General features: G+C 64.2%; 27 protein-coding genes. 12 read left to right on the top strand and 15 right to left on the bottom strand.

Features of this window, described 5'->3' with window-relative positions:
• The first annotated feature begins 8 nt into the window (after window positions 1-8).
• The 5 genes from Q9246_RS15945 (at window position 9) to Q9246_RS15925 (ending at window position 3,613) form a co-directional block, all read left to right on the top strand.
• Complete coding sequence (locus tag Q9246_RS15945; RefSeq protein WP_306391622.1) at window positions 9-344, top strand: (2Fe-2S) ferredoxin domain-containing protein; 336 nt, start codon at window positions 9-11, stop codon at window positions 342-344.
• A 19-nt stretch (window positions 345-363) separates the two neighbouring features.
• Entirely contained in the window at window positions 364-993 is a 630-nt protein-coding gene (locus Q9246_RS15940; protein ID WP_306391621.1) for an alpha/beta hydrolase, read from the top strand.
• A gap of 104 nt (window positions 994-1,097) precedes the next feature.
• Complete coding sequence (locus tag Q9246_RS15935; RefSeq protein WP_306391620.1) at window positions 1,098-2,243, top strand: D-alanyl-D-alanine carboxypeptidase family protein; 1,146 nt, start codon at window positions 1,098-1,100, stop codon at window positions 2,241-2,243.
• Between the two features lie 133 nt (window positions 2,244-2,376).
• Window positions 2,377-3,300 (top strand): aldo/keto reductase, encoded by a 924-nt coding sequence (locus Q9246_RS15930; RefSeq protein WP_306391619.1) that lies wholly within the window; start codon window positions 2,377-2,379, stop codon window positions 3,298-3,300.
• A 1-nt stretch (window position 3,301) separates the two neighbouring features.
• Window positions 3,302-3,613 (top strand): metal-sensitive transcriptional regulator, encoded by a 312-nt coding sequence (locus Q9246_RS15925; RefSeq protein ID WP_306391618.1) that lies wholly within the window; start codon window positions 3,302-3,304, stop codon window positions 3,611-3,613.
• Between the two features lie 10 nt (window positions 3,614-3,623).
• Here the strand turns inward: Q9246_RS15925 and pssA are convergent, their stop codons facing one another.
• Entirely contained in the window at window positions 3,624-4,403 is a 780-nt protein-coding gene (pssA, locus tag Q9246_RS15920; RefSeq protein ID WP_306391617.1) for a CDP-diacylglycerol--serine O-phosphatidyltransferase, read from the bottom strand.
• Window positions 4,404-4,545: 142 nt separating this feature from the next.
• Here pssA and Q9246_RS15915 point away from each other — a divergent pair, with 142 nt between their 5' ends.
• Window positions 4,546-5,517, top strand: a complete 972-nt coding sequence (locus Q9246_RS15915; RefSeq protein ID WP_306391616.1) for a CAP domain-containing protein — start codon at window positions 4,546-4,548, stop codon at window positions 5,515-5,517.
• Window positions 5,514-6,098, top strand: coding sequence for an Hpt domain-containing protein (locus Q9246_RS15910; RefSeq protein WP_306391615.1), 585 nt, complete (start codon window positions 5,514-5,516; stop codon window positions 6,096-6,098). The genes Q9246_RS15915 and Q9246_RS15910 overlap by 4 nt, the downstream gene beginning before the upstream one ends.
• 18 nt (window positions 6,099-6,116) lie before the next feature.
• Here Q9246_RS15910 and Q9246_RS15905 read toward each other — a convergent pair whose 3' ends face one another.
• The 11 genes from Q9246_RS15905 to rpmH form a co-directional block, all read right to left on the bottom strand.
• Window positions 6,117-6,332, bottom strand: coding sequence for a hypothetical protein (locus Q9246_RS15905; protein ID WP_306391614.1), 216 nt, complete (start codon window positions 6,330-6,332; stop codon window positions 6,117-6,119).
• Between the two features lie 290 nt (window positions 6,333-6,622).
• Entirely contained in the window at window positions 6,623-7,180 is a 558-nt protein-coding gene (locus tag Q9246_RS15900) for a DUF1439 domain-containing protein (RefSeq protein WP_306391613.1), read from the bottom strand.
• A gap of 52 nt (window positions 7,181-7,232) precedes the next feature.
• Window positions 7,233-8,609, bottom strand: coding sequence for a caspase family protein (locus tag Q9246_RS15895; protein WP_306391612.1), 1,377 nt, complete (start codon window positions 8,607-8,609; stop codon window positions 7,233-7,235).
• Entirely contained in the window at window positions 8,606-9,733 is a 1,128-nt protein-coding gene (locus Q9246_RS15890; protein WP_306391611.1) for a hypothetical protein, read from the bottom strand. The genes Q9246_RS15895 and Q9246_RS15890 overlap by 4 nt, the downstream gene beginning before the upstream one ends.
• Entirely contained in the window at window positions 9,730-10,464 is a 735-nt protein-coding gene (locus Q9246_RS15885) for a hypothetical protein (RefSeq protein ID WP_306391610.1), read from the bottom strand. The genes Q9246_RS15890 and Q9246_RS15885 overlap by 4 nt, the downstream gene beginning before the upstream one ends.
• Window positions 10,465-10,543: 79 nt before the next feature.
• Complete coding sequence (locus Q9246_RS15880) at window positions 10,544-10,996, bottom strand: hypothetical protein (RefSeq protein WP_306391609.1); 453 nt, start codon at window positions 10,994-10,996, stop codon at window positions 10,544-10,546.
• Between the two features lie 96 nt (window positions 10,997-11,092).
• The gene (gene mnmE, locus Q9246_RS15875; protein ID WP_306391608.1) at window positions 11,093-12,472 is read right to left on the bottom strand and encodes a tRNA uridine-5-carboxymethylaminomethyl(34) synthesis GTPase MnmE; all 1,380 of its coding nucleotides are present in this window, start codon (window positions 12,470-12,472) and stop codon (window positions 11,093-11,095) included.
• Window positions 12,473-12,706: 234 nt separating this feature from the next.
• Window positions 12,707-14,389, bottom strand: a complete 1,683-nt coding sequence (yidC, locus tag Q9246_RS15870) for a membrane protein insertase YidC (protein WP_306391607.1) — start codon at window positions 14,387-14,389, stop codon at window positions 12,707-12,709.
• 8 nt (window positions 14,390-14,397) lie between these two features.
• Window positions 14,398-14,664 (bottom strand): membrane protein insertion efficiency factor YidD, encoded by a 267-nt coding sequence (gene yidD, locus Q9246_RS15865; protein ID WP_005664577.1) that lies wholly within the window; start codon window positions 14,662-14,664, stop codon window positions 14,398-14,400.
• Entirely contained in the window at window positions 14,661-15,059 is a 399-nt protein-coding gene (gene rnpA / locus Q9246_RS15860) for a ribonuclease P protein component (RefSeq protein WP_306391606.1), read from the bottom strand. Before rnpA ends, yidD begins: the two co-directional genes overlap by 4 nt.
• A 31-nt stretch (window positions 15,060-15,090) precedes the next feature.
• Window positions 15,091-15,225: a 50S ribosomal protein L34 gene (gene rpmH / locus Q9246_RS15855; protein ID WP_040378179.1), complete on the bottom strand. Its 135-nt coding sequence runs from the start codon at window positions 15,223-15,225 to the stop codon at window positions 15,091-15,093.
• A 366-nt stretch (window positions 15,226-15,591) separates the two neighbouring features.
• On the opposite strand from rpmH, the gene dnaA reads away from it, so the two are divergent.
• The 3 genes from dnaA (at window position 15,592) to gyrB (ending at window position 20,904) form a co-directional block, all read left to right on the top strand.
• Complete coding sequence (gene dnaA / locus Q9246_RS15850; protein WP_306391605.1) at window positions 15,592-17,001, top strand: chromosomal replication initiator protein DnaA; 1,410 nt, start codon at window positions 15,592-15,594, stop codon at window positions 16,999-17,001.
• Between the two features lie 96 nt (window positions 17,002-17,097).
• On the top strand, window positions 17,098-18,204 hold the full coding sequence (gene dnaN / locus Q9246_RS15845) for a DNA polymerase III subunit beta (RefSeq protein WP_306391604.1): 1,107 nt from the start codon (window positions 17,098-17,100) through the stop codon (window positions 18,202-18,204).
• A gap of 198 nt (window positions 18,205-18,402) precedes the next feature.
• Entirely contained in the window at window positions 18,403-20,904 is a 2,502-nt protein-coding gene (gene gyrB / locus Q9246_RS15840; RefSeq protein ID WP_306391603.1) for a DNA topoisomerase (ATP-hydrolyzing) subunit B, read from the top strand.
• A 92-nt stretch (window positions 20,905-20,996) separates the two neighbouring features.
• Here the strand turns inward: gyrB and Q9246_RS15835 are convergent, their stop codons facing one another.
• The gene (locus Q9246_RS15835) at window positions 20,997-21,323 is read right to left on the bottom strand and encodes a hypothetical protein (RefSeq protein ID WP_306391602.1); all 327 of its coding nucleotides are present in this window, start codon (window positions 21,321-21,323) and stop codon (window positions 20,997-20,999) included.
• Between the two features lie 6 nt (window positions 21,324-21,329).
• Window positions 21,330-22,616 (bottom strand): MFS transporter, encoded by a 1,287-nt coding sequence (locus Q9246_RS15830; RefSeq protein ID WP_306391601.1) that lies wholly within the window; start codon window positions 22,614-22,616, stop codon window positions 21,330-21,332.
• Window positions 22,617-22,861: 245 nt separating this feature from the next.
• Here Q9246_RS15830 and Q9246_RS15825 point away from each other — a divergent pair, with 245 nt between their 5' ends.
• Window positions 22,862-23,296, top strand: a complete 435-nt coding sequence (locus tag Q9246_RS15825) for a hypothetical protein (protein WP_306391600.1) — start codon at window positions 22,862-22,864, stop codon at window positions 23,294-23,296.
• A 76-nt stretch (window positions 23,297-23,372) separates the two neighbouring features.
• Window positions 23,373-24,122 (top strand): HNH endonuclease, encoded by a 750-nt coding sequence (locus Q9246_RS15820; protein WP_306391599.1) that lies wholly within the window; start codon window positions 23,373-23,375, stop codon window positions 24,120-24,122.
• 60 nt (window positions 24,123-24,182) lie between these two features.
• Here Q9246_RS15820 and Q9246_RS15815 read toward each other — a convergent pair whose 3' ends face one another.
• Entirely contained in the window at window positions 24,183-24,635 is a 453-nt protein-coding gene (locus Q9246_RS15815; RefSeq protein WP_306391598.1) for a nuclear transport factor 2 family protein, read from the bottom strand.
• Window positions 24,636-24,761: the final 126 nt, after the last annotated feature.

Here is a 24,761-nt window from a genome sequence, read left to right as displayed (position 1 = left end):
AGAACGACATGACCGACCATGTAAACGCAGAACAGTTTTATAAATACCATGTGTTTTTCTGCATGAACGAGCGCGAAGGCAAGGATGCACGCCAAAGCTGCGGCAAGTGCGGCGCCGAAAAGGCGCAAAAACACGCCAAGAAACGCATCAAGGAACTGGAACTGAGCGGCCAGGGCAAGGTGCGCATCAACCAGTCCGGCTGCCTCGACCGCTGCGAGGAAGGCCCGGTGCTCGTGGTCTACCCCGAGGGCACCTGGTACACCTATGTCGACAGCGACGACATCGACGACATCATCGATACCCACCTGGTCGGCGGCAAGGTCGTCGACCGCCTCAAGATCTGACCCTGGAACACGAAGGCCCATGAATATCCATTCGCACAAGTTCACCCTCGACGGCCACGCCGGCAAGATGCAGTGCCTGCTCGACCTGCCGGAAGGCGCGCCGCGCGGCGTCGCCCTGGTCGCCCACCCGCACCCGCTGTATGGCGGCACCATGGAAAACAAGGTGGCCCAGACCCTGGCGCGCACCTTCGTGACGCTCGGCTATGCGGCGGCGCGCTTCAATTTCAGGGGCGTGGGCGAATCCGAAGGCGTGCACGACGAGGGCCGCGGCGAAGTCGACGACATGGCCGTCATGTACGCCCACATGCGCGAAAAATTCCCGGACCTGCCGATCACCTTGACCGGTTTCTCGTTCGGCACCTTCGTGCAGGCGCAGTTCGCGCTGCGCCTGGCGGCCGAGGGCCGGCCGGCCGAGCGCCTGGTGCTGGTCGGTACTGCGGCCGGCAAATGGCCGATGCCGCAAGTGCCTGAAGACACTATTTTGATCCATGGCGAGCTGGACGACACAATTACTCTGAAGGAAGTTTTCGACTGGGCGCGGCCGCTCGACCTGCCCGTGACCGTCATTACAGGCGCCGACCACTTCTTCCATCGCAAGCTCGGTCACATTAAAAATCTCGTGATTCAACTGTGGCGACGTGACATTTAGTCGCGACACTCCCCTATAATAATTCCCTTCTCTTGAGGCAATGCTCCCTACGGGACATTGCCTTGCGCTCTACCACCGCCCTATGTAAGGACGAAATTTTTCCCATGAAAAAACTGTTAGCGGCCTTTGCCGCCAGCCTGGTGATGGTCTCGGCCAGCGCGCAAACCGTGCCCGCGCCCGCCATCGCCGCCAAATCGTGGTTGCTGCTCGACGCGACGAGCGGCCAGGTCATCGCTTCGCAAGAACAGAATATGCGCATCGAACCGGCATCGCTGACCAAGGTCATGACGGCCTACGTCGCTTTCGCCGCGATCCGCGACAAGCGCATTACCCTGGACCAGATGGTGAACGTGTCCGAGCGCGCCTGGAAGGTCGACGCCAGCAGCTCGAAGATGTTCATCGACCCGCGCGTGCCGGTCTCGATCAACGACCTGCTGCACGGCCTGATGATCCAGTCGGGTAACGACGCCGCCGTGGCCATCGCCGAGGCGGTCGCCGGCGACGAAGCCACCTTCGTCACCCTGATGAACCGCGAAGCGCAGCGCATGGGCCTGAAAGGCACGCGCTTCGCCAATCCGCACGGCCTGCCGGACGCGAACAACTACTCGACCGCGGCCGACCTGGCGCAGCTGGCGAAGCACGTGATCATCGACTTCCCCGAGCTGTACAAGATCGACTCGATCAAGCAGTTCACCTATAACAAGATCACCCAGCAGAACCGCAACCGCCTGCTGTGGCTGGACCCGACCGTGGACGGCATGAAGACCGGCCACACCACGTCGTCGGGCTACAGCATGATCACCTCGGCGCGCCGCCCGAACGGCAGCACCGGCGAACGCCGCCTGATCTCGGTGGTGCTGGGCACCAGCTCGACCGACGTGCGCACGCAGGAGAGCCAGAAGCTGCTGAACTGGGGCTTCCAGAACTTCGACACCGTCAAGCTGTACTCGAAGGGCCAGGCGATCCAGACCCCGTCGATCTGGAAGGGTTCGCAGTCGACCGTCAAGATCGGCTTCACGCGCGACATCCTGGTGACCGTGCCGAAGGGCGTGGCGGGCAAGCTCAAGCCGGTGCTGGAGCGCCGCGATCCGCTGGTCGCGCCGCTGGCGCTGAACGGCCAGGTCGGCACCCTCAAGATGACCGTCGACGGCAAGCCGCTGCTGGTGCTGCCGGTGGTGGCGCTGGAAGAAGTGCAGGAAGCGAGCATTTTTGGGCGCGCCTGGGATTCGATGCGTCTCTGGTTGCAGTAATACCGTCTCCCGAGTCTTTCGACAGAGCCCGCCCGCGTCACGCCGGGCGGGCTTTTTTCATGCAGGACGGCTGACGCAAGGCGCGGCGCCGGCCGCTATAATCATGCGATCCTGTCATGACGAAAGAACCGCGATGCCACAAGCGCCTGTCGAACTCACTTTCCCCCGCATTCCGACGCGCGCGGGAGGCCCCGAGCTGTCGCGCATCGTCGCCGGCATGTGGCGCATGACCGAATGGGACATGCCGGCCGCGGCCCGGGTCGACTTCATCGAGCAGTGCATCGCCATGGGCGTGACTTCGTTCGACCACGCCGACATCTATGGCAACTACGGCGTCGAGGAACTGTTCGGCGAAGCCTTGCGCCTGCAACCGTCGCTGCGCGACCGCATCGAACTGGTGAGCAAGTGCGGCATCAAGCTGCTGTCGAACAAGCACCCGAACCACACGATCCAGCACTACGACACCAGCGCCAGCCACATCATGGCGTCGGCCGAAGCGTCGCTGCGCAAGCTGGGCACCGACCGCCTCGACCTGTTGCTGATCCACCGTCCGGACCCGCTGATGGAGTTCGACGAGATCGCCGCCGCCTTCACGCGCCTGAAGCAGGATGGCAAGGTGTTGCACTTCGGCGTCTCGAATTTCACGCGCCACCAGTTCGAGTCGCTCGATCGCCGCATTCCGCTCGCCACGAACCAGGTCGAGTTCTCGCCGCTGCACACGGCGCCGCTGTTCGACGAAACCTTCGACGGCCTGCAAGACCTGGGCGTCGCGCCGATGATCTGGTCGCCGCTGGGTGGCGGCCGCCTGTTCGACGCGCTGGACGAACGCGGCGCCACGCTGCACCAGGCGATCCAGGAGATCGCCGACCGCATCGGCAAACCGTTCTGCAGCGTGGTATTCGCATGGATCATGCGCCTGCCCTGCCGCCCGATCCCGCTCACCGGGAGCGGGCGCATCGCGGCGATCCGCGAAGCGGTGCTGGGCGCCACTTTCGAACTGGAGCGCGAGGACTGGTTCCGCATCCTGCGCGCCGCGCGCGGACACGAGGTGGCCTGAGATGGTCGAGGGCCCGCTCCGGATCGTCGAGGGCAAGGCCCTCAGCGCGCAGCAGAAGAAGGACTTGCTGAACCGGCTGGCGCGGATCGAAGGCCAGCTGCGCGGGGTGCAGAAACTGATCGCGCTGGCCGACTCGCCGTCGGACTGCGACGCGGTCGCGCAGCAGATGGCAGCGGCGCGCAAGGCGCTCGACCGCTCCTTCGTGCAGCTGTTGACTTCATCGATCCTGACCCAGACCGGCGACGCCGAAGACCTGGAAGACGCGCAGGCCCGCGCCGCTCACCTGGCGGCGATGCTCGACAAGTTCGCTTAAAACCCCCTCGTCAATCTTCGAACACCTTCGGCGGCGCTACACCGCGCCAGCCCAGCTTCCAGCCGATATTAAGCAGCAGCGTCGCGCACACATACACCAGGAAGAACAGCACGAAGAAACGCTCCTGCAACAGCACCAGCAACACCACGCTCACGCCCAGCAGCGCCAGCATGACCTTGCCCTTGGGGTGCTTGGAGCTGGGGAAGCGAATGGTCGACACCATCAGCGCGCCGACGCAGACCATCAGCGCGCACACCATGAAGGCCGGCGCCACCGCGATCACGGGGTCGGGCCAGGCCACCACCACCGAGGCCACGCAGGCCGCGCCGGCGGTGATCGGCATGCCGACGAAGTAGCGCGGGTCGGTGCGGCCATGGCTGATATTGAAACGCGCCAGGCGCAGCGCGCCGCAGGTGACGAACACGAAACAGGCCAGGCCGCCCATGCGTTCGAGGGTCGGATGCACATCGCCCAGCTGGGTGAAGCCGTAGCAATACAGCAGCAGGCCGGGCGCGCAGCCGAAGTTCATCACGTCGGCGATCGAGTCGAGCTGCACGCCGAAGCTGGACTGGGTATTGGTGGCGCGCGCCACGAAGCCGTCGAGCGCGTCGAACACGCCGGCCAGCACCAGCAGGATCGCCGCCAGGCGGAAGTCGCCGGGGTCGCCGATGCGCGCGTTATCGACCGAGATCACGATGCTGCCGAAGCCGCAGGCGATCGACAGCAGCGTCACGAAACTGGGCAGGGCGAACTTGGCGCGCGCGAGGCGTTGCTGGTTAGTGAGCTTCAATGGTCGACTCGACAAGGGAAAGGTTGGCTTATTCTACAGGGTGGCATACAAGGGTGTTGCGCGATGGTCGCAGGTCACGTCACGACCGCCTTTTTTGGCCTAGAATGACGCTCCACGAATACGTATTGACAGGAGTTGTTAAATGAGCTATATGCCACGCTGGCGCATGATCGCCGCGATGCTGGGAGCCGCCCTGGCCCTGGCGGCATGCGGCGGCGGCGGCGGCGACAGCCCCATGGCCGAGGTGGGCGGCGGCACGGCCGTGACGCCCAACCCGGCCGTGCCGGATCCCGCCCCTACCCCTGGTACCGTTGCGCCCACCCTGAGCGGCAATATCGCCGTCGATGGCCGCAACTGGATCAATTACCGGCGCGCCCAGGCCGGCGTGCCGGCCGTCGTCCAGAACGCGCAAATCGACAATGCCGCGCTCGGACACTCCGAATACCAGCGCATCAACAACCTGATGAGCCATGACCAGGAACCGGGCCGCCCGGGCTTTACCGGCGCCAGCCTGGCCGACCGCCTGAACGCGGCCGGGTACACGCTGGACCTGAACGGCGGTTATGCCTTCGGCGAGGTCATCTCGGGCACCAACAACGGTTCCGGCTTCTTCATGGTGGAAGAACTGATCACCGCGATCTACCACCGCTTCGTGATCTTCGAGCCCAGGTTCCGCGAGCTCGGCACCGGCGCCGCCAGCTCCGCCAGGGGCTACCACTACTTCACCGCCGATTTCGCGAGCCGCAACGGCTATGGTCCCGGCATCGCGCGCGGCACGGTCGTCACCTGGCCGTTCAATGGCCAGACCGGGGTCGCGCCCAACTTCTTCAGCAATACCGAGCAGCCCGATCCGGTCCCGGACCGCAACGAAGTCGGTTATCCGATCAGCGTGCACGCCAACCTCGATGCGCCGCTGGCGGTCAGCAGCTTCACCGTGCGTCCGCGCGGCGGCGTCACGCTGCAGGTGCTGCGCGTCGATCCGCTCGGGACCAGGACCGCGGCGTCCATCGTCCCGCTGCTTCCGCTGCACGCGGCCACGACCTACGAGGTCGAATTCACGGGTACGGTCAATGGCGCGGCGGTCTCGCGCGCCTGGTCGTTCACGACGCGGTGAGCGGCGCGACCGCGATGCGCGGCGGGCCGGCCATCGACCTGGCTGCGGGCCTGGAACGGGTGATGGATGACCGCAAACTCTTCCTGCGCGTGCTGGGACGCTTCGCCGGCGACTACCGCAACCTGGCGGCGCGCCTGCACGCGGCGCTGGCGGCCGGCGACGCCGATCTGGCCAGGCTCATTGCCCACACGCTCAAGGGCGCGGCCGGGATGATCGAGGCGGCGCGCCTGCGCCAGCTGGCGCTCGAGGTCGAACTGGCGCTGAAGGATGGCGGACCAGTGGCGCCGACGCTGCCCGCCGCGCTGGACGACGAGCTGGCGCGGGTATTGGCGGAGGTCGATGCCTTGCTGGCCGCGCAAGAGGAGACCGTGGTGGATGCGGCGGCGGCGCCCGCCGATCCGGACGAACTGGCGCGCCTGCGCGATATGCTCGACATCGGCGACGGCCGCGCCCTCGACCTGGCCGCCGCGCTGCGCCCACGCCTGCTGGCGGCCATCGGCAGCGAGAACATGGCGGTGTTCGACGCGGCGATCAAGCGCTTCGACTTCGAGAGTGCGCTGGCGCTGCTGGCGCCGCGCTAGCGTGCGTGAAACCGCGTCCTAGCGCGTAAACTCGGCTTCTTCGTCGAAGGAATCGGCGCAGGTCTTGCCGCAGAAACGCCGCACGCTGTCGAGCGGCTTTTCGCAGTACCAGCACGAGCCCTTGGCCGGAAGACTGGCGCGGGCAGGCATGGCGCCTGTGGTGGCAACTGAGACGGCCACGGGCGGCTCGGCGGGCAGCCCACTGTCCGGAAAACTCTCGTGTGTCGTTTCCAAGATCCCCCCCCTAACACGGCAGCCTGAAGTCAGAGCAAGATTACTTCAGTGGAACTCCGTGTGCATGAGAAAGCGCAAGCCGGACCGCGACAGGCGAACCCATCACGACTTTCATTGCGTATCAGTGTGCGCCCAATGCCAGGCGGGTGCAATCCCCTGCCTGGCCCCCGCGGACCGATTTGACATGTGTGCAACGTTTGTCGCTGCATGCGCCATGGTGCACCGTCAAAAATCGTAGTGTAAAGCCAACTGTCAGCACGCACGCTTGTGTGCGGCACTTATTTACCGGCTCATTTCACCGGTTCGAGCGTCACCAACAGGCCGCTGCGCGTGGTCTGGATCCGGGTCGGCACGAATTGCACGCCCGCATAGCGCAAATCCTTCTGGTCGAAGGTATATACCGGCATGTCGCGCGCGACGGTATCGATCAGCCCGTTGGCCACCCGGGTCAGCTGGCGTTCGGCTTCGGGATTGCCCAGCCTTAGATGGTCGACGCGCGGTTCGGCCATCATGACGGCCGCGCGGCCGGGGTCGACGTACAGGCGGCCCGAGAAAGCGATATTGCCGGTCCAGGCGCGCGCGACCGAGGCCTGGACGGCCAGCGCCACCCGGTCCTGCTCGGGCTGGATCGCCAGCTGCGGCTGCGTGAGCTGGACGTCGAACAATTCCAGCAGGCGCTGGTTGATGGGGAAACGCTGATCCAGGCCGGCTTGCAGTTTATGCAGCGGCAGCTCGACCTGGCGCGGGCCGATCAGGCTGGAACAGGAGGCGAGCAGGCCGGCCAGCCCGGCGCCCGCCACGATCCTGGCGAATGCGCGGCGGCGATTGGTAAGGTGGTGCGGTTTCATGCGGTCTCGTCGAGGATCGGGCAGGCCAGCGTAGCACAGGCGCGCCCGATCGTCATTTCCGGCCCGGCGGCGGCACGCCCAGGCTGTCGAACAGCGAGCGCAGCGCCTCCTGCGCCTGCGGACCCAGGCGGCTCGGATCGGGATTGGACTCGAGATTCAATTGCAGCAGGTCGAGCCGCGCGCGTGGATAGTCGGCGGCGGCCGCCTGCTCCAGCCAGTGGCGGCTGGCGGCCAGGTCGCGCTCGACGCCGTGCGCGCCGTAGTACATCTCGCCGATCTCGGCCTGGGCCACCGGGAAGCCAGCGGCGGCGGCCTTGTTGAGCCACGACCAGGCGACGGTATTGTTGGCGCGCAGGCGGATCGTCTTGCCGCCGCTGTTCGCGCGTTCGATCCCTTCGCGGTAGGCCAGGCCCAGCACCGTCTGGGCCACCACGCTGCCGGCGCCGGCCTTGTGCTTGAGCGCCGGGATCTCGTCCGGCGTCAGGTTCTTCACGCGCTGCTGGATCTCCCAGTCCACCCGGCTCCATTCGGCGGCGCCGACCTCGCGGTACCAGGCTGGCTGGGTTTCTACCGGCGCCGCAGTTGCCATACTGCGGCTGGGCTGCTGCGCGCCAGGACGACCGCCGCCGGCGCGCGCAGGCAGCACGGCCAGCGGCGCGCCTTCGGACAGCAGCAGGCGGCCGGCCAGCGACGACTCGTACCACGGCATCTGGTCGTCCAGCGTGGCGCGCCTGACCAGCTCGGCGGTGCGCTTGAACACCGACTCGAGGTCGCGCCCCGGTTCGCGCATCACGCTGGCCAGTGTCCGGGTATAGACGCTGTTACCCTCCTTGCCGTCCAGCGCCAGCTGTCCCGGCGCGGTGGAATACGCGATGAAGGTGCCGCGCGGCGCCGCCACCTGCGACAGGCCCAGGTCGCGAAAGCTCCGATAGCGCTCGCCCGAGGGGCGGAAGGGATTGTTGCGGCAGGCGTCCAGCACCACGATATTGACCGCCGAACGGGAGCGCGCCAGCCGATCGAGCATGCCCTTGAGCGAGTACGAATGCACCTGGGCCGCGGCCGGGCTGCTCAGCACCATATCGACCGGCGTCAGGTAATTGGTGCCTTCGATCTGCATGCCGTGGCCGGCGAAGTAGACGAAGGCGGTGGCGCCCTGCGGCAGGCCGTTGGCGAAGCGCGTCACCGCGTCGTCGAGCTGCTTGCGATCGAGGTCATGCCGCTCGGTCACCGTATAGCCCAGCGCCGCCAGCGTTCTGGCCATCAGGCGCGCATCGTTACCGGCGTTCGGCAAGGCCGACGGCGGCGCATAGCTCCCGTTACCGATCACCAGCGCCATCCTGGCGCCGACGGCGGGCGCCGCCTGCGCCAGGCCGGCCGCCAGCAGCAGCGCCAGCACGGCCAGCGCCTTCAGGGCTGCGAACGGCGTCATTGGCGGCACAGGCGCGGATCGGGTTCGATCAGGTCGACCTGCTCCACCAGGCGGCTCTGGCGCAGCATCGCGGCCAGTTCCTGCGGCGCCTGGTCGCGCGCCGGCGCGATCCATACTTCGCCGGTCTCGGACGGGCCGTCGACCAGGCTCGCGTCGACGCGGCGCAGGGTCACGATCACGTCGGCATATACCGAATCGGGCCTGAACATGACGCGCAATCGCGGCGCGCACGCCTGGGCCAGCGGCGGCGTGACGCTGCGATAGACCAGGGCGTCGTCCGGCTGCGGGCCGTGCAGGCCCAGCATCCAGGCGCCCTGCAGCGCGACCACGGCCAGCGCGCCGAAGGTCCAGGCCGGCCGCACGAAGGTGTCCTGCAGCCAGTGCAGCCAGCCCGTGCGGCGCGGTGTTGTTTGAGCCGGCGCCGGCTTGGCCTTGGCCGCGGCGCTCACTTCCTGCGCCAGTGCGCGGTACAGCGCCTGGTAGCCATGGCGCGGGTCGTCCTGCTCGCCCAGCGGCGTGCCGGTGACGACCGTGGTGTCGCGGTCCAGGTCCCAGGCGCCGATGCGGCCCGGGCGCGGCAAGACGACGTCGTCCGGCACGAAGCCGGGGTCGCCCAGGCGCACGACCGCACCAAGAGTGGCAGCCGGCAGCTTGCCGACGATGGCTTCGTCGCCGCGCAGCACGACTTCGACCGGGTTCCAGGCCTGGACCATCGCCGCCACCGGATCGGCGACGCCGTCTTCGTCCTGCAGCACCAGGTCGCGCTCGCCCGCATACTCGCCCTCTTGCGCGACCAGCCAGCCCGACCAGCGGCGTCCACCCAGGCTCGCGCCCAGCAGCACGCCGAAGCTGCGGCCCACGGCGCGGCCAGCGCCCTCGAGGCCCGGCACCGCATCCAGGCGCCGCACCTGGCCGACCGCCGGCGGCGCAGATGGATAGGCGGCGTCGGCCTCGACCCGGCGCCGTACCAGCTCGCGCAGGTGGGCGGGCATGTCGTGGTCGGCGGACGGCATTGCCGGCGCCGCGTCCAGGTCTGGCTGTTGCTGGGACGCCTGCGCCGTCGCGTCGGCGCCGAACAGGTCCGCCTCCAGCAGCGGCAGCGGTGGATACAGATCGTGTTTCATGGGGCCTCCCGGCGATGCATGCGGACCCGCTGGCACAGCAGCAGCAGCAAGGCCGCCACCTCTTCGCGCCAGTCGGGGTGGAGCTCGGCGCCGTTCGACACCAGCCAGCGGCCGATCTTGGTGCGCTCGTAGCCGCGATAGGTGTCGCCCTTGCTGCGGGTGACGCCGAGCGCCTTGGCGCGGTTGAACCACGCGGTCGGCATGCCGGTCCGCGCGGCGATCGACGACATCGGCTCGGGCTTGTCGTCGTCGGCACAGGAATGGCTGCGCAGCAGCGCGACCTCGCCCGCATCGAGCGTCTCGACGAAGCGGTCGGCGCTGTGCATGACGGCATGCGGATCGATGCCGGCTTCGTCCAGCAGGCGCGTATGCCCCGTGGGGGCATCGGCAGCGGCCAGTTCCCCAGCTTCTTCGGGCGGCTGCGGATCGGGCGTGCGCATGCGCTGCAACGCGTAGTTCTTCAGGTAGGCGTGCAGTGCATGCACATTCTGCAGTGCGCCGGCGGTGGACGTGGCGGCATTGACCAGCACCTTGTCCTGGAAGAAGTCATTGACCAGTTCCAGGCGCTTGCGGTCGTCGTTGAAGTCGCTCGGCAGCCTGGTGCGCATCAGGACCGGCATGATCAGCCGATAGAAGTCTTCCCATTCCTTCTTGTCGAGGCCCTGGCGCCTGCGGTTCCAGTATTCGACGATCCGGGCATTGCCGTAGTCGAACCCATTGTTGTTATCCATAGCGTGGTGCGTCCCTGCTCCTGTGAATTCTGGCAACTTTATCCTCGTCCGTGGCATCCAGATGCACGGAGGGATCATTTCATGCAGGCTGCATCGATTCCGGCTGTTCCTGCATGGCGCCGGCGAAGAATTTGGCCGCGTTGACCACCATGGCCAGATAACGGAGCAGGGTCGCGGGACGCATCTGGTCGCCCTGGTCCAGGAATTCGACCGCGGCGATGGTGTCGTCGCCGCGCGCGTTCAGGTGCACCTTGGCGCACTTGCACTTCTTGTTGGCCAGGTCGAGGGCGGCCAGCGCCGCTGGCAGCGCCTCCGGTTCGACGGTCCAGAAATTGGGCATCAGGATGCGCACGAAGCCGGCGTCGTCGACGTCGAACACGAGCAGCAGGGTGGCGCCTTCGTACTTGACGTGGACGTCCCAGGTGTCGGCCTGGTCGTCCCATACGGGATCGCGGGCGCGGTAGCCCTCCTCGCACATCCACTCCTGGTATTGCTGCGCCCGCGCTTCGAGCCTCGCCCTCGTGTCGCTCATCGTTCTTCTCCCGTCCGGCGCCCCCACCGTGGCGGCGCGTCTGACTCCATAACGCGGCGCCGGACGGTTTTTTGGGTCTTTTTGGCGGGACAGGGGCTATTTGCCGATACAGAAGCGGCTGAAGATCACCCCGAGCAGATCATCCGGCGTGAACTGCCCGGTGATGCTCGAGAGCTGATCCTGCGCCAGGCGTAGTTCCTCAGCGAACAGGTCGAGCGACTGGTCGTCCTGCATCGCGTGCTGGCGCGCCAGCTCCAGGTGCTCGCGCGCGGCGCGCAGCGCGATCAGGTGGCGTTCGCGCGCCAGGTACAGCGATTCGCCAGTCTGCTGCCAGCCGGCGATGCGCAGCAGCTCGGCGCGCAGCAGGTCGATGCCGAGCTTCTCGTGCGCCGACAGGTAGAGGTGGACCGCATCCAGGCTCTCGTCCTTCGACGGCGTGTGGCCCGACAGGTCGATCTTGTTCCAGATGCGCACCACCGGCACATTGGCCGGGAAAGCCGCGACGATGGCCTCGTCGGCCGCGCTCGGGCCCAGGTTGGCGTCCAGCAGGTGCAGGATCACGTCGGCCTTGCCGACCTCGCCCCAGGTGCGCTCGATGCCGATGCGTTCCACCACGTCGATCTCGTCGCTTACTGCGCGGATGCCGGCGGTGTCGATGATGTTGAGCGGGATGCCCTCGATCTGGATCGTCTCGCTCACCTTGTCGCGCGTGGTGCCGGCGATCGGCGTGACGATCGCGACCTCGGCCCCGGCCAGCGCATTCAGTAGCGAGGACTTGCCCACGTTGGGCTGGCCGACCAGCACCACGTTCAGGCCTTCGCGCAGCAGCGCGCCCTGCGCCGCCTGGCGGAACACGTTTTCCAACGACTCGATGATGCCGGCCAGCTGGCCGCGCGCGTTCGACTTTTCGAGGAAGTCGATTTCTTCTTCGGGGAAGTCGAGCGTGGCCTCGACCAGCATGCGCAGATTGATCGTGCCGTCGACCAGCGTGTGCACCACTTGCGAGAACGCGCCCGACAGCGATTGCGAGGCCGATTTCGCCGCGGCTTCGGTGGAGGCGTCGATCAGGTCGGCCACCGCCTCGGCCTGGGCCAGGTCGAGCTTGTCGTTCAGAAAAGCGCGGCGCGTGAATTCGCCCGGTTCGGCCAGGCGCAGGCCGGACGGTGCGCCCGCTTCCAGCACCCGCGCCAGGAGCATCTTCAGCACCACCGGACCGCCGTGCCCCTGCAGCTCGAGCACGTCCTCGCCGGTGTACGAATGCGGGCCCTTGAAGTACAGGGCCAGGCCCTCGTCGATGATGTCGCCGTTGGCGGCCTTGAACGGGATGTAGGTGGCGTGGCGCGGCGCCAGGGTCACGCCGGGGAACAGGGCGTCGACGAGGAAGGCGAGCGACTTGCCGGAGGCGCGCACGACGCCGATGCCGCCGCGGCCCGGGGCGGTGGCGATGGCGGCGATGGGGGATGTATCGAGTTTCATGAGGGCGATTGTAAGGTATTGGGGTGGGTGCGGGGGCTGATGGTTTGCTGACTCACTTGGGTTCCCGCCTTCGCGGGAACGACGTGCGACTGTAGCTGGCTACAAGTATCTGCCGCATGCCGCAGCTCATTCACGTCGTTCCCGCGCAGGCGGGAACCCAAGTACTGAGTGGATCGCATACGCAAAAAAAAGCCCGCGCACACGGCGCGGGCTTTTAGTGAGAAAGCTGCGGAATTACTTGGCGGCGCCGCTCTCGAACTTGCGGGTGATGACCCACTGCTGGGCGATCGACAGGATGTTATTGACCACCCAGTACAGCACCAGGCCGGACGGGAAGAAGAAGAACACCACCGAGAACGCGATCGGCATGAACAGCATCATCTTGGCCTGCACCGGGTCGGTCGGCTGCGGATTGAGCTTGGTCGTGATGTACATCGACACCGCGTAGATCACCGGCAGGATGTAGTACGGGTCGGGCTGGGTCAGGTCCTGGATCCAGCCGATCCATGGCGCGCCGCGCATCTCGACCGAGGCCTGCAGCACCCAGTACAGGGCGAAGAACACCGGCATCTGCACCAGGATCGGCAGGCAGCCGCCCAGCGGGTTGATCTTCTCGGTCTTGTACAGCTCCATGGTGGCCTGCTGCATCTTGGCCGGATCGCTCTTGTAGCGTTCGCGGATCGCCTGCATCTTCGGCGTCACCACGCGCATCTTCGCCATGCTGCGGTAGCCGGCGGCCGACAGTGGGAAGAAGGCCAGCTTGATCAGGATGGTCAGGGCGACGATGGTCCAGCCCCAGTTGCCCAGCATCGCGTGCAGCTGGGTCATCACCCAGAAGATCGGTTTGGCGATCACGGTCAGCATGCCGTAGTCCTTCACCAGCTCCAGGCCCGGGGTGATGGTTTCCAGGATCTGCTCGTCCTGCGGACCCGAATACAGGCGGGTGTCGTTCGACACGGTCGCGCCAGGCGCCACGGTGCCCAGCGACTGCACGGTGCCGATCGCATACAGGTTGTTGGCGATCTTCTTGGTGAAGATGTCGCGCGCCGCCTTGTCGGCCGGGATGAAGGCCGAGACGAAGAAGTGCTGCGAGATCGCGACCCAACCGTTATCGGCCTTGGTCGAGTGATCCACTTTACCCTTTTCGATCTCTTCGAAGGTCAGCTTCTGGTACTTGTCGGCGTCGGTGTACAGGGTCGGGCCGGTGTAGCTCGGCATGAACCAGGAATCGGTGGCCGGCTTGTTGCCGTCGTGCTGCAGCTGCAGGTAGAGCGATGGCTGGACCGGCGCGGCGCTGATATTGGTCACGTCATGACGCACGCCGACCAGGTAGTCGCCCTTGCGGAAGGTCAGCGTCTTGGTCAGGCGCACGCCCCCCTGCTCGGCTTCCAGGACGACCTGCGCCTGGTTGTTGCCATTAAGCGTGGTCTGGGCCGACTTGACGGTGAACGGCGTGGTGTGGTTCGGCAGCACGCCGGCGGCGCTGGTGCCGATCAGGCCGGTCTGGCCCAGGTAGACGTTCGGGCCGTTCACATTGAACAGGACCTGGTTCTTCGTCTTGTCGAAGTGATCCGGATAGTGCAGCAGCTCGAGGCGCTTGATGACGCCGCCGACCGAGTCGATGTCGACTTTCACCACGTCGGTGGTGACGGTGACGATCTGGCTGACTGGTGCAGCCGGCGCGGCTGGGGCGCCCGGCACCGCGGTAGCGGCGGCTGCAGGAGTACCCGGCACGGCGGTGCTGCCCGGCTGCGGCGCGGCTGGGACATCTGTCGGCTTGTTCTGCTGGGCGACTTGCGCCGGTGGTTGCGCCGAGAACAGCGACTGCTTGCCGTTAGCCACCATCCAGTTGTTCCAGAGAACAATCAGGGAGATGGCGAACACGATCCACAGGACAGTACGTTTATTGAATTCCATTGGAGTCTTCAGGAGTGGTTGCAACCGCAAGCGGCTGAATGGGATTCCTTGGGGCCGCCGTCTTTGGGCGGCACCGGGTCGACGCCACCCGCGTTCCACGGATGGCAGCGGCCCACGCGGCGCGCGGCCAGCCAGGAACCGCGTGCGGCGCCATGGACGCGCAGCGCTTCGATGGCGTAATTGGAACAGCTGGGATAGAACCGGCAACGCGGCCCGAGCATCGGGGACAGCAGCAACTGGTAGCCGCGAAGCAACCAGACGAGCAGCGTCTTCATGGCGGGTTCACGGGCGCCGGACGCGGCCGCTGTTGCGATGCGAACAGGCGCGCCAGTTCCACCTTCAGCGCAGCCTTCAGGGCGCGCGTGGTGGCCGGACCGTCCTTGGTATTGACGGGACGCGACAGGCGGACGATGCAATCGACCGGCGCCAGGCTGCTGGTACGGAACAGCTCGCGCGTCATGCGCTTGATCGTATTGCGGGTTACCGCGCGCGGCGCGAACCGCTTGGCCGCAACGACGCCCAGCCGCGCATGCGGCAAGGAATTCGGACGCGTGTAGAGCACGAAATGCGCCGTTTTTTGCGTCGGCCGCAAACGAAAAACGGATGAAAATTCATCCGTTTTAACGATGCGCCGAGCGCGCGCGAAGTCGTGCGAACCTTCGCCTGTCATCACCGACCGCAATCGATCTGCGGTGCGTGACTTAGACAGCCAGACGCTTGCGGCCCTTGGCGCGGCGAGCGTTCAGGACTTGACGGCCACCACGGGTAGCCATACGTGCGCGGAAGCCGTGCGTGCGCTTGCGACGGACGACGGAAGGTTGGTAAGTACGTTTCATGGTGGTCTCGCTTAAAGCAAAATAAGATGCAAAATCGGGTCTGGCGTCATCGCCAGATTCGGCGCCGATGACAATTTCGCTCGAGGTTAAGCCAGCGTCATGCCACAGCAAGTCTCTCTTCGCCCAACCACCAGCCGCTGAAAAAAGACAGCCTGGCCTGGCGCACGGACGGGGAACCCTGAATTAGACTCTATTTCGCCCGCCACTGTCAAGGCGGCTGTTGTTTCGGCAAGCACTGCCGGCGGGCGTTTCCAGCTTGGCAAGGGTCCGGTGGGGACGCCCATTTCGGTGGAAAATATGTGCAGCGCCTGTGGATAACTTCGGCCGAGACAGGTAAAATAGCGTGTTACGAATCAAAAGCGAAGTATGGAAAATTTTTGGCAGACCGCATCCGCGCAGCTAGAGCTTGAGCTCACGCCGCAGCAATTCAGCGCGTGGATCAAACCGCTGGTCGCCCTCGACTACGAAGACGGCAAGCTACGCATCGCTGCGCCTAACCGCTTCAAGCTCGACTGGGTCAAGACGCAGTTCGCCACCCGCATCACGGAGCTGGCGGCCCAGTATTGGGAAGCGCCGGTCGAGGTGCAGTTCGTGCTCGACCCCAAGACTCATCCTGCCCGCAAGCCGGCAGGCGCAGCCGCGACCACGTCCGCCGCCACGCCAGATTTCAACGCGCCGCGTCCGGCGCCTGGGCAAGAAAACCCGGCGCCAAGCCCGACCCAGAACCTGAACATCGCCAACTCGCCGAAACGCGAGCAGAGCCGCATCAACACCGAGCTCACCTTCGACAGCTTCGTGACCGGTAAGGCCAACCAGCTGGCGCGCGCCGCCGCGATCCAGGTCGCCAACAATCCGGGCGTGTCGTACAACCCGCTGTTCTTCTACGGCGGCGTCGGCTTGGGTAAAACCCACTTGATCCATGCGATCGGCAACCAGGTCATGGCCGACCAGCCGAACGCGCGCATCCGCTACATCCACGCCGAGCAGTACGTGCGCGACGTCGTCACCGCCTATCAACGCAAGGGCTTCGACGACTTCAAGCACTACTATCATTCGCTCGACATGCTGCTCATCGATGATATTCAATTCTTCGGTGGCAAGAGCCGGACGCAGGAAGAGTTCTTCTATGCCTTCGAGGCGCTGATCGCGGCCAAGAAGCAGATCATCATCACCTCGGATACTTATCCGAAGGAGATCACCGGCATGGACGACCGCCTGATCTCGCGCTTCGACTCTGGCCTGACGGTGGCGATCGAGCCGCCCGAGCTCGAGATGCGGGTGGCGATTCTCTTGAAAAAGGCGCAGTCCGAGGACGTGACCCTGTCGGACGACGTCGCCTTCTTCGTGGCCAAGCATCTGCGTTCCAACGTCCGCGAGCTCGAAGGCGCGCTGCGCAAGATCCTGGCCTACTCGCGCTTCCACGGCAAGGACATCACCATCGATGTCGTGAAAGAGGCGCTCAAGGATTTGCTGTCGGTGCAGAACCGCCAGATCTCGGTGGAAAACATCCAGAAGACGGTGGCCGACTTCTTCAACATCAAGGTCGCGGACATGTACTCGAAGCGCCGGCCGGCGAATATCGCCCGCCCGCGCCAGATCGCCATGTACCTGGCAAAAGAGCTCACGCAAAAGAGCTTGCCGGAGATCGGCGAACTGTTCGGCGGCCGCGACCACACGACGGTGCTGCATGCGGTGCGCAAGATCGCCGGCGACCGCCAGAAAAATCCAGAGTGCAACCACGAGCTGCACGTGCTGGAACAGACGCTCAAGGGCTGATCGCCCGCCTTTGAGCAGTTTTTTTGTGTTTGCCTCAGGCAATGGCACAATATCGCTTTAGTAACACATCACCTTTCAAACGTACTGAGGATAACTATGCAATTGGTCAAAACCACCCGAGACACGCTTCTCCGGCCACTGCAGATTGTGAGCGGTATTGTCGAGCGTCGGCACACCATGCCGATTCTGGCCAATATCCTCATTCGCAAGAACGGCGAGAGCGTGTCCTTCCTGTCGACCGACACCGAAGTGCAAATCACCACGCACGCCAATATCGGCTCGGGCGACGACGTGACCGGCACCACGGTGGCCGCACGTAAGCTGCTCGACATCCTGCGTGCGCTGCCGGAATCCGGCGACGTCACCATGACCCTGCAGAACAAGCGCCTGGCCGTCCAGAGCGGCAAGTCGCGCTTCGCGCTGCAAACCCTGGCGGCAGAGGAATTCCCGACCGTCTCGGTGGCCGAGACCCACAACGCCTCGGTGACCCTGCCGCAGAAAACGCTGAAGCACCTGTTCAATATGGTGTACTTCTCGATGGCCCAGCAGGACATCCGTTACTACCTGAACGGCCTGCTGCTGGTGCTGGACGGCAGCAATATCATTGCCGTGGCGACCGACGGCCACCGCCTGGCGTTCTGCCAAGTCGAGACCGAGCAGCAGTTCGAGCGCCAGGAAGTGATCATCCCGCGCAAGACCATCATCGAGCTGCAGCGCCTGCTGGAAGAAAGCGACGAGACCGTGCGCCTGGACATCGCGGCTTCGCAAGTCAAACTGACTTTTGCCGACATCGAGCTGGTGTCGAAACTGGTCGAGGGTAAATTCCCTGACTACACCCGCGTGATCCCGAAGGGTTACAAGAACGATTTCACGATCAGCCGCGATGAACTGCTGCGTTCGCTGCAGCGCGCCGCGATCATGACCAGCGATAAATTCAAGGGCGTGCGCTGCATCATCGAGCCGGGCGTCATGAAGATCAGCTCGACCAATGCCGACCAGGAAGAAGCGGTCGAAGAACTCGAGATCGACTACGGCGGCGACGCCATCGATATCGGTTTCAACGTCACCTACCTGCTCGACGTGCTCAACAACCTGAAATGCGACCAGGTGAACATCGCCCTGGGCGATTCGAACTCGTCGGCGCTGATCTCGATTCCCGACAATGGCGACTTCAAGTATGTCGTCATGCCGATGCGTATTTAAGAACTTGGTAAGCAGACGGCGCGCCAACAATAGTTAGCCTCAAGACCGTCGTCCCCGCGCAGGTGGGGACCCAAGTTTGCTTGAACGCCAACGAACTTGGGTTCCCGCCTGCGCGGGAACGACGTTTCCGGGCTGCAGGCCGAAGCAAGCATATCGGACTGCATCTACCGGATCCACCCGTTTTATAGAAAGCAGTCCATGTCCGAGAATATCCCAGCAGAAAATCCCGCCCCAAACGCGGATGAATACGGCGCCGCCTCGATCCAGATCCTGGAAGGCCTCGAAGCGGTGCGCAAGCGCCCGGGCATGTATATCGGCGACACCTCGGACGGCACCGGCCTGCACCACCTGGTGTTCGAAGTGCTGGACAACTCGATCGACGAAGCGCTGGCCGGCTACTGCACCGAAATCCACGTCACGATCCACTCCGACAATTCGATCTCGATCACCGACAATGGCCGCGGCATCCCGACCGGCGTCAAGATGGACGACAAGCACGAGCCGAAACGCTCGGCGACCGAGATCGCCCTGACCGAGCTGCACGCCGGCGGCAAGTTCAACCAGAACTCCTACAAGGTGTCGGGCGGCCTGCACGGCGTCGGCGTGTCTTGCGTGAACGCCTTGTCGAAGCTGCTGCGCGTGACCGTGCGCCAGAACGGCAAGGTGCACCAGCTGGAATTTACCCGCGGCGTGCCGGTTGACCGCCTGATCGAGATCCGCGACGGCTTCGAGGTCTCTCCGATGAAGGTGATCGGCGAGACCGACAAGCGCGGCACCGAGGTGCATTTCTGGGCCGATGAAGAAATCTTCACGCTGGTCGAGTTCCACTACGAGATCCTGAGCAAGCGTATCCGCGAACTGTCGTTCCTGAACAATGGCGTGAGCATCAAGCTGACCGACCAGCGCACCGGCAAGGAAGAGCTGTTCGCCTTCGAGGGCGGCACCCGCGGCTTCGTCGAGTACATCAACAAGGCCAAGACCGTGCTGCACCCGACCGTGTTCCAGGCGACCGGCGACCGCATGTCGGACCAGGGCACGAATATCTCGGTCGACGTGTCGATGCAGTGGAACGACTCGTTCAACGAGCAGGTGCTGTGCTTCACCAACAACATCCCGCAGCGCGACGGCGGCACCCACCTGACCGGCCTGCGCGCGGCGATGACGCGCGTGATCAACAAGTACATCGACGAGAACGACTTCGCCAAGAAGGCGAAGGTGGAGATCTCGGGCGACGATATGCGCGAAGGCCTGACCTGCGTGCTGTCGGTGAAGGTGCCTGAGCCGAAGTTCTCGTCGCAGACCAAGGACAAGCTGGTGTCGTCCGAGGTGCGCGGCCCGGTAGAGGAAATCGTCGCCAAGACGCTGACCGACTTCCTGATGGAAAAGCCGAACGATGCCAAGATCATCTGCGGCAAGATCGTCGAAGCTGCCCGCGCGCGCGAAGCGGCGCGCAAGGCGCGCGACCTGACCCGCCGCAAGGGCGTGATGGATGGCCTCGGCCTGTCGTCGAAACTGGCCGACTGCCAGGAACGCGACCCGGCGCTGGCCGAGCTGTACATCGTCGAGGGTGACTCGGCAGGCGGTTCGGCCAAGCAGGGCCGCGACCGTAAATTCCAGGCGATCCTGCCGCTGCGCGGCAAGGTGCTGAACGTGGAAAAGGCGCGCTTCGAGAAGATGCTGTCGTCGGAGCAGATCACGACCCTGATCGCGACGCTCGGCACCTCGATCGGCCCGGACGAGTTCAACGTCGACAAGCTGCGCTACCACCGCATCATCATCATGACCGATGCGGACGTCGACGGCGCCCACATCCGTACCCTGCTGCTGACGCTGTTCTACCGCCAGATGCCGCAGTTGGTCGAGCGTGGTCACATCTATATCGCTCAGCCGCCGCTGTACAAGGTCAAGGCGGGTCGTGACGAGCGTTACCTGAAGGATGACGTCGAAGAGGCCAGCTACATGATGACCTTCGCGCTGAATACCGCGTCGATGATTCCGCGCGAAGGTGCGGAGCCGGTCAACGGCGAAGCGCTGGGCGAACTGGCGCGCAAGTACAACCTGGCCAACGCCATCATGCTGCGCCTGGCGCGCGTGATCGACCGCGCTTCACTGACCGCGATCTTCAGCGGTGGCGTGGCGCTGGACCTGACCACGCTCGAGAGCGCCGAAGCATCGGCCAAGGCGATGGAGAGCGCGATCAACGACAAGGCGGTGCAGGTCAAGGTGCGTTCGGACGAGCTGTCCGAGAAGCATGCCCTGCGTATCGAGCGCATCTACCACGGCAATGTGCAGGTGACGTCGATCGACGCCGACTTCGTCGCGGGTTCGGATTACGCGCTGCTGGCCGATTCGGCTGCGACCTTCCAGGGGCTGATGGGCGAAGGCGCCATCGTGCGCCGCGGCGAAGGCGATCGCATGAAGGAGTTCGCGGTGCGCGACTTCCATCAGGCGATGGAGTGGTTGCGTGAAGAAGCTGAACGTGGCGTGTCCAAGCAGCGTTATAAAGGTCTGGGCGAGATGAATCCGGAGCAGTTGTGGGAGACGACGATGGATCCGACCGTGCGTCGTTTGCTTAAAGTGCAGATCGAGGATGCCATTGCGGCGGATCAGATCTTTACGACGCTGATGGGGGATGAAGTCGAACCGCGTCGTAATTTCATCGAGACCAATGCGCTGCGCGCTGGCAATATCGACGTCTGATCGCTAAGCGATGAAAGTCAAACGGCCTCTTTATGAGGCCGTTTGTATTTGTGCTGGTTGAATCAAGGAATGCGAGCCTGGGCCGGTTCGTCTTATGGCCGGCTCGTTGATGCCGAACTCTCGATATTGTCCTCAAACTCATTCAGGCGCTTCATTACTGCCTGGTCTTCGGCGTACTTGCGCTTCAACTTGCTGAGCTTGTTATCGGTGCCCGTGCAGAGCTTGCGGATTTCGCGCTCTATCTCTTTCATCCGCCGCGCATCCGGTGGATCTGGAACCTCACCGCGAAAGTGGTCACAGCCTTCGCGCTGTTGCACGTACTTGGCGACATCAGCAGGAAGCTTTTCTGCTGCAGCATTTGCTGAACCCAGATTCAAGCAAGAGAGGATGACTACAGCTTTCAATAGTAGATTCATCATTGAATATCAGTCCTGTTCTGGAATCGGCCGCACTACCAGGAACTGATACGACATCGCACCAAGGAAGGCGATGCCTGCACCGGTCAACAAGGCCGGCACGAACGACCAGCTCTGCGCGATATACCCGGTAAAGATCGGCGCCAGCGCGCCACCGATAAAACCGCCGAAGTTCTGGATTGCCCCAAGCGAGGCAATGCGGCTGCGGGGCGCCACCGCTGTCACGAGCGACCACGAACAGGCCGACGCCGCATTGGCCAGGAAGATCACCACCGAGATGCAGGCGATGGCCGCAGTATTGCTTTCAACCAGCGCTGCGGGAATCGTGAACGCCACCATGCCCAGCATCGACAGCACCACCGCCGTGCGACGCCCCGCCACCACAGATTTCGCACGGCGGGTGATCTGGTCGGACGCCCAACCAGCCGACAAGGCGCCCAGGAACCCGCACAGGAAGGGGATCGTGGCCGCCACGCCGACGTAGGCGACATCCATGTGGCGCTCGGTCCGCAGATAGCCCGGCAGCCAGGTGAGGAAGACCCAGTTCAGGTAGACCGAACCGAAGAAGCCGAGCAGCATGCCCCAGGTGGCGCGCTGGCGGAACAGTGCGCGCCACGAAGCGAAGCCGGTCGCTGGCGCGGCCTCCACGTTCTGGCCTTCATCCAGATAGGCGCGTTCGGCCTCGGTCAACTGCTCGCGTACCGGGTCGCGATATAACATCACCCAGACGATGGCCGCGACGATGCCCAGGGCGCCCGTAATAAAAAAGGCCCAGTGCCAGCTGGTCGCAGCGATCAGCGGCGACAGGCACAGAGGGGCCAGCGCAAAGCCCAGCGGCGACGCCGAGTTGTAGATGCCGGTCGGCGTGCCACGCGCGCGCAATGGAAACCAGTTGCTCACGACCCGCGCCGCGGCCGGAAATTGCGGCGCCTCGCCGATGCCAAGCACGACGCGCGCCAGCACGAACCAGCCGAAGGTCGAAACGAGCCCGCCCGCCGCTTGCGCCAGCGACCACACCACCAACCCCGCACCAAGCAGCCAGCGCGGCCCGATCTTGTCGACCAGGGCGCCGACCGGCAGTTGGCACAGCGCATAGCTCCACGAGAATGCCGACAGCAGCACGCCCATCTCGCCCAGCGACAGCCCGAGGTCGGCACGAATGAATTCGTTGGCGACGGCGAGCGTGGCGCGGTCCAGGTAATTGATGACGCCGGTAACGACCAGCAGGATCAGCGCCAGATTCTGGCGGTAACGGATGCGCGGCGTGGCAACCAGGTGAGAGTGGGTAACGTTCATTTCGGGATGGTATCAAACAGTATCACTCATGGGTTGCGCCTTTTTTGCCATGGCATGTTCGCAACACAGCCACTACAAGACACAAGACTCGTGCTACCATCCGCTCCGGGCTGTGCAGGACGCCCACTCTCGCGAAAGCCAGCGCACCTGCCAACGTCCACGACGTGATCTTTTTCAGGACTTCATCCCTGTTCATTCACCGATGCCGTAGCGAGAGCGGCCTAATCCATGTGAAAGGAACTGGCATGCACCTGCATCCACACCGAACTGCAACGCCCGACACCCATACCGATTTCCTGCGCCGCTACGCCCGCGGCATGCTGCGCTGCGTCCATTCTGACCAGCCGAGCAAGGCCTTGCCCATCGTGCGCCGTGTGCATGCCGCCGCGGCGACAGGCTCGCGCGTTACCGAGCTCTATCACGCACGCACCACGCTGCAGCTCAAGCACATGTTCCGCACCCTGGCCAGGGAGCTGGGTTACGTCAGCTGGGATGCCTGCAAGCGCGATATCGACCGCCGCCCGCCGGAGGTGCTGGACCGGTTCCGCTTCGACCTCGGCGCGTTCAACGACCATGAGCACATCTGGTTTGCCGACAAGCCGACCGCCGCGGCCTGGCAACGTGAACATGGTGGGCGGATGGTCGTGTACGGACCCCAGGCTGTTGTGATGCCGGCCTGAATACAAGCGTGTTCATATTGTTGCCAAGATATTGAACAATAGATAGACTGGGTGAACTGCTTATGTCCGCCCAGTCATGTCCGATCTCTTCGAGACCCCATCTGCTCTCAGCAATAGTCCTTGGACCGACGAAGAGCTTACGAGCGCCATTCTGGCCTACCTCGACATGCTACGCGCTGAGCTCAACAGCCGGCCATATAGCAAGGCTGAGGTAAATCGGCAGCTTCGGGCCGGTGTGCTATCCACCCGCACAAAGGGCTCCATCGAATTCCGCATGCAGAATATCTCCGCAGCGCTCTATGAACTGAAAATGCCATGGATCGCGGGATATCTCCCAGCCAAAAATATCGGCAGCACCGTCAAGGAAAAGATGGTCGCGCTATTGCGCACCTGCGGTATTGAATTCCTCGAGTCTTACGTTCCAACGTCGGATCACATGGCGCTAGCGGCCAAGGTGACCTCGCTAAGAGTACAAAAGGTAGGTATGCGGCCGGTCGGAAACTTCCAACCGGCTATGGTGTCGACGATTACGACATCGTATGTTCGCGACCCCGCCGTCAAAGCCTGGGTACTCCAAGCTGCAAACGGTCGATGTGAGGGATGCGATAGCCAGGCACCCTTTGTCGGCAATGACGGCTTGCCCTATCTCGAAGTCCACCACGTCATGCCACTAGCGAGCCACGGCTCCGATACGACGACGAATGCCGTGGCCCTTTGTCCAAACTGTCATCGTCGCTGCCATTCGTCGATCGACCGCGATGACTTCAAGCTCGCCTTGTATCAGAAGATACCGCGGCTAATCGTCGAGGCGCCTACAGCGGATTAACTGCACACGATGTCGTTGCTCAGGCTCTATCCTTTACCGAGATAGCAGCCACCTAATCGATCAGCGCGAGACCGGCACCCGCCGCAGCACGTCGTCATAAGCCGCCAGATCGAGATAAGCCGTCACCTCGGTCGCGCGGCCATCTTGCATGCGGAAGATCCACATATAGCTGTTGCGATAGGGTTTGCCATCCTTCGCCACCGCCTCGCCATCCCACTCGATGATGACGTGATCTCCATCGGTCCACAGGTTGCGGATCGTGGGCCGGATCTGGCGTTGCAAGCGGGTCGACAGCGGCTTGACCGCCTTGTCGATCAAGGCCTGCTTGCCGCGGTGGACACCGGCGCTCAAGCTGCTGCCCTTGATGGTCCAGACCACATCCGGCGCCAGCATGTCGTCAAAGAAGGTCTGCCCGCCGGCGGCCCAGGCGGCGAATGCCTTGCCCACCGCTTCCTTGTTAATTTGCGCTTGCGCCGAGCCGCTGTCGGCATGCGCCGGGGACCCGGACCACATCAGCACAGCCACCAATAAGCAGGCAATCGTCCACCGTGACGAACCATCCGAACCGGATCGAAAGAATTCCATAGCGCGCTCCCTGATGATCGTTGAATGGGAAGGCCATCCCGGCGCTTCCGCTTA

This window comes from Telluria beijingensis, assembly GCF_030770395.1.
Lineage (GTDB): Bacteria > Pseudomonadota > Gammaproteobacteria > Burkholderiales > Burkholderiaceae_D > Telluria > Telluria beijingensis.
Note: the sequence above shows the minus strand (reverse complement) of the source record. Positions and strands in the feature narration are given on the sequence as shown.